This is a genomic window from Acinetobacter sp. HY1485, assembly GCF_027568475.1.
GTDB lineage: Bacteria > Pseudomonadota > Gammaproteobacteria > Pseudomonadales > Moraxellaceae > Acinetobacter.
Map to the genome: position 1 here is coordinate 1 of NZ_JANKZG010000007.1, position 14069 is coordinate 14069.

Below are 14069 nucleotides of genomic sequence, written 5' to 3' on the forward strand. Positions count from 1 at the left end.
TGTTTATAGCATTCTTGCAAGCCATGCTTTACAGGAAAATATTGTTGCCCCTGCACGTATCTATGGCTTAACCACAGCCAAAACAGACAAAGGACAACACGTTGGCATCGGTGAAATTGAATCACCTGCAGAAGTATTGCTTGGCACAGAAGAATCACCAGGACTACTTCACCACGCATCCAAAATTCTAGAAACAGGCTTATTTTTTGGCAACTCAAAATCAATGCTCTGCCACCAAAAGTTTTGCCCTAACTTCTCTACATGCAAATTTCGTAAATAAAATAGGTATATAAAAATGACTAACGCAGTAATGACAACAGAAGAATTACGCCAAACACGCCAAACTCAAACAGCAGATGTACACGTTGGCTTAACAACAACATCAGGCTTTGCGTTAATCCAACGTATTGCCACTATGCTTGCATCATCAACGATGGTGCCTGAACAGTACCGTAAAGTAATTGACGTTAAAGTGGGTAAAGACAGCTATGGTAATGCTATCTACGAACCAAGAGATAATCCAAACGGCGTAGCGAACAGCATTGTGGCAGTAAACATGGCCAATCGTTTAGGTGCAGATCCACTCATGATCATGCAGAACCTTTACATCATTGAAGGTCGCCCATCATGGTCGTCACAATTTGTTATTGCTTCAATTAACTCATCAGGTAAATACTCATCTTTACGCTTTGATGTTGAAGATCGTGGTGAAGTTGAGCTGACCTATGTAAGACGTGTATGGGAATATAATCAAGGCGCAAACAAGAAGCTACCTAAAGATATTCAAGAGACCGTTAAAGTACGTGACCTTGTGTGTAAAGCGTGGGCTATCGAAAAAGAAACAGGCGAACGCCTAGAATCTGCTGAAATCAGTATGAGAATGGCTGTTGCTGAAGGATGGTATCAAAAGAACGGTTCTAAATGGCAAACCATGCCTGAACAAATGTTGCGTTATCGTGCAGCAGCATTCTTTGGGCGTATCTATGCACCTGAATTATTAATGGGTATCAAAACACAAGAAGAAGAACTAGATAACCTGATTGATGTAACACCTGAACATGCAGAAGAAACACCTGCAGTTAATTCATCTGATTTAAGAAAATCAGTGACTAAAGACCCTGAGCCACAACCTGCAGAAGAAATTAAAGCTGAACAAGTTGAACCAAAGGTGGAAACTGCACCTGCAGAACCTACTCCAGTAGCTCAAGAAACCAAAGCACCTACCCCAATTGTTGACTCAACAAAGGTTCGTACGAAGTACATAAAAGAGATCAACGCATTAAAGTCAGTAGACGGCATTCAAAAGAAGTTAGCCCAAGCCATTGCAGATGACGGTTTAAGTACGACTCACAAGCAATATTTAGAAGCACATGCCAAACAACGTATTGAGCAAATTAACCAACCTGACTCAGCCAAAAGTGAGCCTGCGCGTAATGAGCATATACGAGTGATTCAAGGGGTTAAAACCCTAGAAGAACTTAAAAAAGTAGGTGCAGTCATTGCTAAAGACAAACCGAATATGACACGAGATGACCAAAACGCTGTTGCAACTGAATATGCACAACAGTATGAGCGACTTTCTCAAGGTGAAATTTTAGATGACCTAGATGATGATGCGGTGATTAAAAAGATTGTTACGGCCATAGAACACGCTAAAAATATAGACGATCTGAACGCGATCATGGCTGAACCATATACCAAAGATTTTAGCGGTATTCCTGAAATTGATCAGGCTTATGAAAACAGAATGATTGAACTTGGCGAATAAACCAATACGGCCACTTCGGTGGCCACGGAGAGACCTTTGAACTGGTGGGAACGATTCCTTAGATGGTTTCTAAACGATGAAGATTATTAAAAAGGCTATGAAAGCATGAGACACCCTACTAAACGTAAACCTATTGAATTACGCCCAGAAGAAAAGCTACATCAGCTTATTTCTTCGGGTACTAGTCTAGTCAATACCATTGATGCGGCAACCATTTTAGGACTTAAACCAAATACACTACGTGTGTGGGCAAGTCGTGGTTGTGGTGACATTAGACCGGTATTAACAAAGAACGGTGCAAAGTGGAGACTAACGGATATACGTAATTTGATAGGGGCTTGAAAATTATTAGATTTTTTTCAGAAATTTGCTTACATAGTGCTTACACAGATTTTCCCATAAAAAAAGCACTTAGGTTTAATACCCCTAAGTGCTTGATATATATGGTGGGCCCACCGTGACTCGAACACGGGACCAACGGATTATGAGTCCGCTGCTCTAACCAACTGAGCTATAGGCCCTATAAAGCTGTTTATTATCAACAACTTTTAGACGAAACCAATCTTATAGAAAATAAAAATGAAAAACAAGCTCAATTACTCAAAATATCGCCATTTAAAATAAATAATGGATAGGATAATACAGTGTTTGTGCAAACCAGTAGACTAAAAACATAATTAACAAAATCGAACTTGATGTCAATAGACCTTCTAATACTGTCATAACTCCCCCTTTATATTTATTTTTGGTTAATTCAAAAATACACCAAAACGAACAAGTTTCAAACAGAAATTATATTTATAATAACATAAAGCGTGAATTACATCACAAAAAAAGGGCAATAAATTTATTGCCCTTTTATTATAAATAGATTTAATCGTCTAATTGCTCTAATACCTCATCAGAGAATTCAACGTTTGTATATACGTTTTGTACATCATCCAAATCTTCAAACATATCAATCATTTTTAAAATTTGTTTTGCTTGCTCAACATCTGTAATTTCAGCTTTTGTAGAAGGGCTCATGCTTACTTCAGCATTATCAGATTTTAATCCTGCTGCTGCTAATGCATCTTGTACTTCACCAAAACTCTCAGGTGTTGTAATCACCAAGATACTCTCTTCAGATACTTCAATATCTTCTGCACCTGCTTCAAGTGCAACTTCCATCACTTGATCTTCTAAAGAGGTATCTTCAAATGTAATTTCACCACGTTTTGTAAATAAATAATTTACAGAACCTGATGTGCCTAAATTACCATTTGTTTTAGTAAAACAATGACGTACATCAGGTACAGTACGATTTAGGTTATCTGTCATCGTTTCAACTAAAACAGCAACACCACCAACACCGTAACCTTCGTAAGTCACTTCTTTTAAATCATCGTTATCTTCACCACCTGCACCACGTTGAATTGCACGATTAATCGTGTCACGTGTCATATTTACAGAAAGTGCTTTTTCTACAACCGCACGTAAACGTGGATTATTTTGTGCATCTGCCCCACCTAAGCGAGCGGCAGTTACAAGCTCTCGGATATATTTGGTAAAAACTTTCCCACGGCTTGCATCTTGTTTTGCTTTACGATGCTTAATATTCGCCCATTTAGAATGACCTGCCATGCAAGTATGCTCCTTAAACGATTAGACTCATGTCCGATCAAATATAAAAATTTTAACACAGCCATCGCTTTACAAAAAAAGAAATCCTAAACAGAAATATTGTTTTGCTTAAAACATGATCACATACAGCTCGCTAAATTCTAAATCTATTGCATAATGCGCTCCTTTATTTTTTTGCTATTTGGATACGTTTGTATGACGTTAAGTGTTTTTGATTTATTTAAAATTGGGATTGGCCCATCAAGCTCTCATACAGTGGGGCCAATGCGTGCAGCTTTAGACTATATTACCCAACTTAAACACTTTAATTTTTTACAATGTACCCATCGTATCGAAATTATTTTATATGGTTCTTTATCTGCAACAGGCAAAGGACACGGTACAGATACAGCCACTTTGTTGGGGTTAATGGGCTATGACCCTGAAACCATTGATACGCAAAAAACCCAAGATTATTTAGCGCCTATTTTTGAAAAATCTAGTTTAATGCTTGATGGAACACATTATATTCATTTTAATTATCAGCAAGATTTAGTTTTCTCGGCAGATGCGCTCCCTTATCACCCTAATGCAATGACCATTCACGCTTATGATGAAGTAGGTCATATTTTATATTCAAATACCTATTATTCGGTGGGTGGTGGTTTTATTTTAGACCATCAACAAACAAGCCAACCCACCACACAAGATCAACAAACCGAACTTCCCTATCCATTTACCACAGCCATTGAATTACTTGCTTTATGTGCAACACATAATATGAGCATTAGCCAAGTGATGATGGAAAATGAAAAAATATGGGCAACCGAAACACACATTCGCCAAAGAATCTTAAAAATTTGGAATGTGATGGAAGAATGCATTCATAATGGTTTAAATAATGATGGTATTTTACCTGGTGGATTAGGCGTCAAACGTCGTGCTAAAAAACTGCACCAGACATTACAAGTCTGTAAAGATACTAAACTGATTTTCTCATCATTTAATGCAATGGAATGGGTAAACCTATATGCACTTGCAGTAAATGAAGAAAATGCCGCAGGTGGGCGTGTGGTTACCGCACCTACCAATGGTGCGTCGGGTATTATTCCCGCTGTATTGTATTATTACACTCGTAAATCTAGCGATATTACCGAAAAACATATTGTTGATTTCTTTTTAAGTGCTGCTGCCATTGGTATTTTATGTAAATTAAATGCTTCTATTTCGGGTGCAGAAGTAGGATGCCAAGGCGAGGTTGGTTCTGCTTGTGCCATGGCATCGGCAGGGTTAGCACAAATATTTGGCGGAACGGCACAACAAGTAGAGAATGCTGCCGAAATTGGGCTAGAACATAACCTTGGTTTAACGTGTGATCCAATTGGTGGTTTGGTACAAATTCCATGTATTGAGCGTAATGCAATTGCTGCAGTGAAAGCAATTAATGCAGCACAAATGGCACTACGTGGTGATGGCGAACATTTTGTTTCTTTAGATAAAGTAATTCATACCATGAAAGAAACAGGCAAAGACATGTCTGAAAAATATAAGGAAACCTCAACAGGTGGATTAGCAGTCAATGCTATTGAGTGTTAATATGCTCAAATTTACACCACACGTCTATTTGTATGATACACCCTATTTCTTTATCTGATGCCGAACAACGCTTTAACGCTCAAACTATTTGGCTCGATTTAGAAATATGCCCTCAAAGTAATCAACTGTTACTTGGGGGCTTAATGTGTGTGATTGATAACGCCTTTTATACCACCACGTTTAAAGCTTGCGATATTCAGCGTGTCATTCAGTTACTTGATCGTGCAAAATGGCTTGCAGGTCATAATATTACGCATTTTGATTTGCCTTGGCTAAATGAGCAATCGACAAGTACGTTTAGGCGTCCACTTGGGCAAAATAAAACCATTGATACCCTGCTTTTGGGTAGCTTGTTATTTCCACATCAGCCATCTCATGCGTTATTAAAACTTTATAAAGTAAAAACAACAGATAACAACCCAATTTATGATTGCATTGAAAGTTACCAACTTTATCAAAAATGCTTAGGCTATTGGCAAACAGATATACACCCTCAAATTGCGTATTGGGTACAAGAAAAACTGTTACTTGATGGCGTTTTGCCATTTGTGCCATGTACCTCACCTTCAGATTATTCCTTGTGTATTCCACAACATGGTAAAATTGATGCGTTTCTTCAACATATAGAACAGCTTCCACGGCATCAAGCCGATAATTTAGGTGCAATTACGTTTGCACATTGGTTATTGCATCTCGAAAAACCAAGCTGTAGACGCCCTGCTTGGTTAAGTGAAACATCAATTTATCAACACAGTTTTTTAACCGCAGAAACTTGTTTTTGGCAAACAAAAAAATTTGCTCATTTAGATTTTTCTCAAGAATGCCAACGTATTTTTGGTTATGACCTACGCCAAGGGCAAAAAAATATTATCGAAACATTAGCTCAAGGCGATGTGATTCCCTTAGGGCTACTGCCTACAGGTGGTGGTAAAAGTCTAACGTTTCAGCTTCCTGCCTTTTTACTGAGTCAGTATTACCGTGGTTTAACTGTGGTCATTTCACCGTTAAAAGCCCTCATGGTCGATCAGGTTTTGGGTATTCAACAACATGAATATTGGGGCGAACGCACAGCTTATTTAATTTCGGGACAATCAGAACAAGAACAATCAAAAATTTTAGAGGGTATTTGGTCGGGTACCATTGATATTTTATATATCAGTCCCGAACGGTTGCGTACACATACCATTTTACGGTTATTGTCACGGCGAAACCCTGCGTTGTGGGTGATTGATGAAGCACATACAATTTCACAATGGGGTACGGATTTTCGACCTGACTTTTTACGCATTGGTCGACTCATTGCACAATGCCATCAACACCAAACCCAAAAACCTTATGTAATGATGGTTACCGCGACTGCCTCACCGCATGTCATTAAAGAAATTAATCACGAAATTGTTGAGCCCTTAAATTTTAGACCATTACAAATAGTGGCACTAGAACCCACACAAAACGTATGGCGTGATAATATTGAGACGCAATTTTTTGAGCTTGCATTAGACCAACGCCTCCCCGAAATTCGTAAAATTCTTGCTAATATTTTTCCTAACCGTCAATCGGGATATACTGTCAATCTTGATGATTTATCAACACAACATCCTATTGTTTTAATTTATGTACGTAACCGCCAAAAAACAGAAGAATTTGCAAAAGAACTTGCTCAACAGGGTTTTTTAACAGAACCCTACCACGGCGGTATGTCTGCCACAGACAAACACACCGTGTTAGAGCGTTTTAAACAGCACCAACTAGATGTAGTGGTATGTACCAATGCCTTTGGTATGGGCATTGACCGTGCCAATATTCATACAGTTATTCATTATGCACCGCCCAATAATTTAGAGTCGTACCTACAAGAAATTGGACGAGTTGCCCGTAAGCCTAATGAAAGTGGACATGCCATTTTGTTTTGGCACGACAACGACCTAAAACGCTTAGTACAGCAAAATCTAGATAGCCAACTTGGTGGGCAAAAAGTTCTGCTCGACTGTTGGCAACAAGTGATTTCTAAAGCGCTTAAACGCCCACAAGCCGAGCGTTGGTTTACAGCAAATGAACTACAGTCTTTTTTAGCCTTTGAAGATGAAGAACTCATTACTCAAATTCGGGTGGTACTGCTTGCCTTAGAGCGTTATGACCTACTCATTGAACAAGAACATCTGCCTGCACTGTTACATTTAGAGCTACTTGATGCCCCGCAAACACAAGGGCAAAGTGCCGAGTTATACCGCCGTTTAGAACAACTCTTTACCCAACAAAAAGTAAAATTATATTTACCCGAAATTTCGGTAGCACTTGGCATGAGCGTTAAGCGAGTGCTTAAAGGCGTTCGCCAATTAGTAAAATTAGACTGTGCACATTGGTCATGCGAAGTACGTATTCGCTTAAGTTATCGTCATCAATTTTTGCAACGTAAGTTTAAAGAAAAACAAACAGCACTAGAAGCATTACAAAACTGTTGGCAGGACTATCCACCCGAACGGATTGACCAAGTCCATCTCAAAAACTTAGACCAATGGTTGGCACATCACAATTACCGCATTAAAGCCCGTGAAATTTTTTATATGCTCAAAGCATTTAAAATTATTAAAATTAAAGACAACAAAAACAAACTCTATTTACAATCCATCAACCCTGAAGGTACATGGCAAACATGGCTTGAAGATGCCGAGCAATACCTGCAAGCCCTACAATACAACTTTACCCTATTGCTTAAAATGCTACCTGATATTAGCGATGTGAGTCATTTATTAAGTGTAGATACCTTAGTTGAACAATATGCGGTTGAACCTGATGTGTTTTTAAATCACTTAGAAGTGATGCAGACATTTGGTTGGCTCAACGTCAGCCGTTTAGATGACGAAAAGCAAAAAATCTTTTTTATTGATCAAAAAGAACATCAACGTGGCAAAAAAATTAATGCAAAAAAAGCATACGAATACCTAGAACTCCACTACCAAGACCGTAACAAACGTCTTCATTTACTCAACCATTGGTTAAAAAGTACCAATAAACAGCAAATCATTCACGATTATTTTAACTTGCCCATTGATGAAGTCTGCCAACGCTACCTAGAAAACCCACATTTAGCCAAACATGCTCACTTACAAGATTACGAACAACTGATTGTTCCTAAGCATTTAAGCAAAGTACAAAAAAATATTATTGAAGATGACCAACGGCGTGCCACACTTATTTTGGCAGGTCCAGGTTCGGGTAAAACCACGATTATTGTGCATCGTGTTGCCTATTTGGTGATGTGCCGTCATATCCCGACACAAAAAATTTTGATTTTGGCATACAACCGCCAAGCTGTTTTTGAAATCCGTCAGCGTTTAACTCAACTCATTGGCGTAGAACATACCCATCAAGTTCAAATTTCTACCTTTCATGGTTTAGCACGCCAACTGACTAACCTCACAGAAAAACAAGCCCCTATAGATTGCAAAGATAAATATCAATGGTTACTTGATCAAGCTTTGATTTATTTAAGCGACCATCCGCAATATTACCAATATATTTTGGTGGATGAATTTCAGGACATCGACAATACCCAATATCAACTGCTTGCCCATTTAGCAGGTTTACGCCAAGATGATGACCATCAAGACAATGGCGATCAATACACACAACAAGGTTACTTGGTGGCTGTGGGTGATGATGACCAAAATTTATATGATTTTCGTGGTGCAAACATTGAGCATATTCATAACTTTAAACAAGAATATAAAATTGAAGATGGCCACGTTTTATACCTGATTACCAACTACCGCAGCCCAAGCGATATTGTTCATTTTGCAAATTGCTATATCGAAAATACCTTACCAAGCCATCAACGCTTAAAAACAGCAGAACAACAAATTACTGCCCACAAGATTGGGGCAAATAATCTACGCTTTGTATTGTCTAAACAAGCACATCAACTTGATGCCTTAGATTGGTTAGTTAAAGATATTGAAACACCACAAGACTGTGCCATTTTAGCCAGTACATGGAATGAGCTTTTAGTGGTTCAGCACTACTTACAGCAACATGGTATTAAATTTAAATTGGTGAATAATCAAAATAACATTGATCCATGCGATAGCTTTATTGGCAAAGCACTTATAAAGCATTTAGAAGAACGTCCTGCTTTAGATATTATTGATGACCCTACGGCGTATCTTGATGAGTGGGCAAATGTATACAACATCAAAGATTTAAGTTGGCAAATTCTTAAACAACGGATTGCTGAGCATCAAAACCTTACTTGCGAACAACTAATTAACCAACTTAAATATCCAAAAGACAATGATGACAACAAAGTGATTTTAACCACGTTCCATTCTGCCAAAGGGTGTGAATATCCACACGTTTATATTATTAACCAAACCCCACAAACAGATGATAATAAAGCACGGGCGATGTACGTTGCACTGACACGGGCACAAGAGAGCCTTACCATTATTCAACCTGAATATGGCAAACACGACCTTGTTTTACGACAACTTGCCTTACAACATGCACAAAAAATTGATGTACCAAAAACACAACATATTGAAAAAATTGAATATTATAAATCGCTTGGCTTAGCGGATTTGTTCTTGTCCCATTCTTGTGTGGTGAGTCCTCAAGGGCGTGAACACATCAAACAGCTTGCTCAAAAAATCACTTATAAAAATGATCTGACCTTACAGGGTAAAAACCTTATCAGTATAGAATATGGACACATTGGTACACTCTCACAGCACTGTTTTGAACAACTTAAAAATACGAATACACAGATTGTTGCCTTTCAAATTATTGAGTATTACCAAGCAGATTTAAGTTTTTATACGCGTGCAGGCTATACAGGCGATGAACAGTCACATTTTGTTGTGATTCCACACCTCAAAATTCGGCAAAAACTTTGTTAAGATACGCCCATAACGACTCTTTGCTTAAGGTTAATACGTGTCATTAGAACAAATTTTTGCCAATATTTCGTCTCATACCCCAATGATGCAACAGTACCTACGGGTCAAAATAGAGCATCCAAACAGCTTACTATTTTACCGTATGGGCGATTTTTACGAGCTATTTTTTGATGATGCAAAAAAGGCAGCAAAACTGCTTGGTATTACCTTAACCCACCGTGGAAAAACAAGTGGCAACCCTATTCCAATGGCAGGTGTGCCATACCATGCTGCCGAAGGTTATTTGGCACGTTTAGTTAAAAAAGGTGAAGCCGTTGTTATTTGCGAACAAGTGGGTGAAGTCACAGGTAAAGCCCCTGTAGAGCGTAAAGTGGTACGTATTTTAACCCCAGGTACACTCACGGATGATGCCCTTTTAGGTAGTCACCAAAACTCTAACCTTGTGGCACTGTGTCTCAAACAAAATCAAATTGGCATTGCCCTACTCGATTTAAGTGCAAGTATTTTTAAAGTTCAACAGCTTGATTTTAAACCTGAGCAACTTGCCATTGAACTTGCACGGTTAATGCCGAGTGAAATTTTGGTCGATGAAGACTTAGTCGATCAACAGCTACTCGAACAAATTAAACAACAGCTTGAGTGCCCCATCACCAAACGTCCAAATGTCGATTTTAATCCTGCCAATGCCAATAAAACGTTATGTGACCAATTACAAGTCTCTACTCTTGCAGGTTTTGGCATAGACCATTTACCACTCGCAAAAGCAGCAGCAGCATCTTTACTGCATTATGCTAAAGAAACACAAAAAACGGCGCTGCCTCATATTCGTTCTATACAACTTGAGCAAAGCCAAGACTTTATTGCACTTGACCCTGTCACACGGCGTAATCTTGAAATTGTAGAACCGCTATTTGAGCACGGCACATCACTGTTTAATCTAATTGATAACTGCCAAACTGCAATGGGGAGTCGTTTACTTAGACGTACCCTTATGCAACCCATTCGTGATACTGCTATCTTAGACCAACGTTTAGATGCCATTGAGCAAACAGTTAATGGTTTTTTTGAAACCCCAATTCGTGACGTGCTCAAAGACATTGGCGATATTGAACGTGTGCTAAGCCGTGTGGCATTAGGTACAGCACGCCCACGCGATTTAGTTCAGCTACGCCAAGCATGTGCTTGTATTCCTGCACTTCACGACAGTTTAGAACCGTTGCAAAATGTGGCTTTAATTACAGAACTCAATCAAGAGCTTGGAAATGTAGAACACTACCATCAATTATTAAGCAGTGCCGTGGTAGAACAACCGCCAGTCTTGCTTAGAGATGGTAACGTTATTGCAGAAGGTTTTGACACAGAACTCGATGAGCTTCGTCAAATTAGAGACCATGCAGGGCAATTTTTACTTGATTTAGAAGCCAAAGAACGTACGCAATCGGGTATTACTACCTTAAAAATCGGTTATAACCGTGTAAGTGGTTACTATATTGAGCTGTCTCGTGCACAGGCAGAACAAGCACCAAGTCATTTTATCCGCCGTCAAACGCTCAAAAATGTAGAGCGTTATATCACACCCGAACTTAAATCATTTGAAGATAAAGTTTTATCAAGCGAAGCCCGTGCCCTTGCACGTGAGAAATATTTATTTGAGCAACTTCTCAACCAACTCAAAGCTAATCTTGCACAGCTCCAACTCATGAGCAATGCCATTGCTCACATTGACTTAATTACAAATTTTGCACATCAAGCACGTTTACGCCATTGGGCACGACCAACGTTTAGTCCAGAAGTAGGCATTTATATTCAAGAAGGGCGTCATCCTGTTGTAGAAGCCTTAAGCAAACAACCATTTACCCCCAACGACACAACGTTAAGTACTACACAGCGTCTTGCTATTGTAACGGGACCTAATATGGGCGGTAAATCGACGTTTATGCGTCAAACGGCTTTAATTAGCTTGCTTGCTTATTGCGGGAGTTTTGTTCCTGCACAACATGCAACACTAGGTCCGATCGACCGTATTTTTACTCGTATTGGCTCGGCAGATGACCTCTCTACAGGCAAATCTACATTTATGGTGGAAATGACTGAAACTTCGCAAATTTTGCATCATGCAACACAACAGTCTTTGGTGCTAATGGATGAAGTTGGACGTGGTACAAGTACGTACGATGGTCTATCCCTTGCTTGGGCATGTGTGATTGATTTATCTAAACGTATTAAATGTTTGTGTTTATTTGCAACACACTATTTTGAACTCACCGAACTTGGGCAAGAACCTGAAATTGACAACTACCATGTCACTGCCAAAGAACTTAATGGCAACCTTATTTTATTGCACAAAGTACAAGCAGGTCCTGCAAGTCAAAGTCATGGGTTGCAAGTGGCAAAATTAGCAGGTATTCCAAATAGTGTAATCAAAGAGGCACAAAAACGATTACACATTTTAGAGCAACAGCATATTAACACCCCTGTATTACCTACTGTACAAGATGATTTATTTTGTCCACCACAAGAGCCCGAAACACATCCAGTTGTTGATGCACTCGGAAAAATTGACGTCGATAATTTAACACCACGACAGGCACTAGAAGAGTTGTATAAGCTCAAGGCAAACCTTTAACGATACTCAAGCCATTTACTTCCTTGTTTAAAGTATTGTTTATCATGGAATAAAATGGCTTTTGCACTTCCATTTTCTGATATTGGAATTGTCTGTGGTAATTGACTAGTAAGTTGTGTCCAATTTGGTTCTGACACTGTAAATATAGTGCCATTAAGCGAGCGATTAATTAACTCTGAAATAGCCAAATAGCTTGTAGGTTCGTTTAACACAATGGTTTTTTGTGGATGATTACCTTTTAAACCAGTAAAACGAACGCCTACAGGCACATTAGTATTACTAAAGTTAGGAATATCTCTTAAACCCGCAATTTGTACCGAATCACCTTTAATATTTGCACCATGCTCAGGCACTATAATTACCATTACTTTACGGTGCTCTTTCTCTAAATTACTAATAAGCAATTCTATTCCTGAAAATACCTTTTGCACACGCTGTTTGTAATCTGCTGTTTTTTTCTGATTTGGATAATGATTACCATCATGCAAAGACATAATATTGGTAAAGGTTACACTGCGTTTAGGATGATGGCGTGTTAACCACTCATTTAACATGACCGTATCATCATAAATAGGAGAATTATCGAATGCCTGTAACGCAACAGGTAAACTCTTTTGGGAAATAAGTGGCTCAGAAAAATTTCCGTATTTTCTAATACTTACTAAATAATCATCAAAATTACCGTTATGGTCCATCATAAGTTCTTTTTGAAAACCAAGATGAGCTAAATCGTTGAACAAATTACACTGTAAATTACTATAAAGTTCTTTATGTGGCACTTGCCCGCAACTTGATTGTATTAAACGTAATGCAGCGGGACCACTATAAGAGGTTGCAGAGTTGAAGTTATTCAATAATATATCAAACTTAGATAATAAAGGTGCATTTTCCATTTGCACATACTGCAAGTCATTCCAAGAAACTGAACAGATATTTAAAATTAAAATTTCAAATGGTTCTGCATCAGGTGCTAATTGTTTGGGGAAATTAATATGCCGTGTTGCCTCTTCTGCATAAAATTGTTTAATTACAGATTCAATATCACCTTTATTCGCTTGTTTAACTTGTAACTTTTCTTTGTTATACAACGTCGGGACATCAGTATATTGGTCTTTAATTTCGTTAATATGCTCAGAAATATGTGTATGTTCTATCATACTTAGTACAATTAATGCACCAAAAACCAAAGTTGTTAAAACAATTGAAATAATACGGCTTAACACTAAAAGGCGTAAGATCAAAAACGCAAAAGCACCATATACAATATATGTCCAACTAAGAATTTCATTTAATAGACCAAGCACATAAGTTAAATTAAAATTAAGTAACAAACTTGCATTATCAATTAAAGACTGTAGACCTGGCAATTTTGAATCATGCCAAAACAGTGCAATTGCGATAACGACACAACAGAAATTCAATATTTTTTTATATGGTAAATTAATCAGCAAAAAACAAGCAAAAAGTAAGTTTTCTACAGCATTAAAATTAATACTATTTTCAGCAAACAGTAAAAATTTTAGAAAAAAATAACCTGCCCACAAAGATAGTCCTTTGTTTTTAATCCACTGCTTCATGGTGC

Annotated in this window: 7 protein-coding genes, 1 tRNA gene and 1 pseudogene; 6 read left to right on the forward strand and 3 right to left on the reverse strand. The window is 38.2% G+C overall.

The annotated features are described in order from the left end of the window. The 3 genes and pseudogenes from PCI70_RS08810 to PCI70_RS08820 all read left to right on the forward strand — a co-directional run. Positions 1-280: pseudogene (locus PCI70_RS08810) on the forward strand (PD-(D/E)XK nuclease family protein); the annotation flags it as partial. A gap of 15 nt (positions 281-295) precedes the next feature. Then, positions 296-1768, forward strand: a complete 1473-nt coding sequence (locus tag PCI70_RS08815) for a recombinase RecT (RefSeq protein ID WP_269914972.1) — start codon at positions 296-298, stop codon at positions 1766-1768. A 105-nt stretch (positions 1769-1873) separates the two neighbouring features. Further along, positions 1874-2110 (forward strand): hypothetical protein, encoded by a 237-nt coding sequence (locus PCI70_RS08820; protein ID WP_269914973.1) that lies wholly within the window; start codon positions 1874-1876, stop codon positions 2108-2110. Between the two features lie 102 nt (positions 2111-2212). Here PCI70_RS08820 and PCI70_RS08825 read toward each other — a convergent pair. Together PCI70_RS08825 and PCI70_RS08830 are read right to left on the reverse strand one after the other, a co-directional pair. Further along, positions 2213-2289: transfer RNA gene (locus PCI70_RS08825), tRNA-Ile, on the reverse strand. A 352-nt stretch (positions 2290-2641) separates the two neighbouring features. After that, on the reverse strand, positions 2642-3391 hold the full coding sequence (locus PCI70_RS08830) for a YebC/PmpR family DNA-binding transcriptional regulator (RefSeq protein ID WP_269914974.1): 750 nt from the start codon (positions 3389-3391) through the stop codon (positions 2642-2644). A 195-nt stretch (positions 3392-3586) separates the two neighbouring features. On the opposite strand from PCI70_RS08830, the gene PCI70_RS08835 reads away from it, so the two are divergent. From PCI70_RS08835 to mutS, 3 genes are all read left to right on the forward strand, one after another. Beyond that, positions 3587-4966 carry an L-serine ammonia-lyase gene (locus PCI70_RS08835; protein ID WP_269914975.1) on the forward strand — a complete coding sequence of 460 codons (1380 nt, stop codon included), beginning with the start codon at positions 3587-3589 and terminating at the stop codon, positions 4964-4966. Between the two features lie 32 nt (positions 4967-4998). Next, positions 4999-9861: a RecQ family ATP-dependent DNA helicase gene (locus PCI70_RS08840; protein ID WP_269914976.1), complete on the forward strand. Its 4863-nt coding sequence runs from the start codon at positions 4999-5001 to the stop codon at positions 9859-9861. An 82-nt stretch (positions 9862-9943) separates the two neighbouring features. Then, positions 9944-12487 carry a DNA mismatch repair protein MutS gene (gene mutS, locus PCI70_RS08845; protein WP_442865196.1) on the forward strand — a complete coding sequence of 848 codons (2544 nt, stop codon included), beginning with the start codon at positions 9944-9946 and terminating at the stop codon, positions 12485-12487. Here mutS and bcsG read toward each other — a convergent pair. Continuing rightward, positions 12484-14064, reverse strand: coding sequence for a cellulose biosynthesis protein BcsG (bcsG, locus tag PCI70_RS08850; protein WP_269914978.1), 1581 nt, complete (start codon positions 14062-14064; stop codon positions 12484-12486). The genes mutS and bcsG overlap by 4 nt on opposite strands. Positions 14065-14069: the final 5 nt, after the last annotated feature.

Bases quoted from the DNA above. Each gene is read 5' to 3' on its own strand.
- PCI70_RS08835 (WP_269914975.1), top strand. From the start codon at position 3,587: ATGACGTTAAGTGTTTTTGATTTATTTAAAATTGGGATTGGCCCATCA.
- PCI70_RS08815 (WP_269914972.1), top strand. From the start codon at position 296: ATGACTAACGCAGTAATGACAACAGAAGAATTACGCCAAACACGCCAA.
- PCI70_RS08820 (WP_269914973.1), top strand. From the start codon at position 1,874: ATGAGACACCCTACTAAACGTAAACCTATTGAATTACGCCCAGAAGAA.
- PCI70_RS08830 (WP_269914974.1), bottom strand. From the start codon at position 3,391: ATGGCAGGTCATTCTAAATGGGCGAATATTAAGCATCGTAAAGCAAAA.
- mutS (WP_442865196.1), top strand. From the start codon at position 9,944: ATGATGCAACAGTACCTACGGGTCAAAATAGAGCATCCAAACAGCTTA.
- bcsG (WP_269914978.1), bottom strand. From the start codon at position 14,064: ATGAAGCAGTGGATTAAAAACAAAGGACTATCTTTGTGGGCAGGTTAT.
- PCI70_RS08840 (WP_269914976.1), top strand. From the start codon at position 4,999: ATGATACACCCTATTTCTTTATCTGATGCCGAACAACGCTTTAACGCT.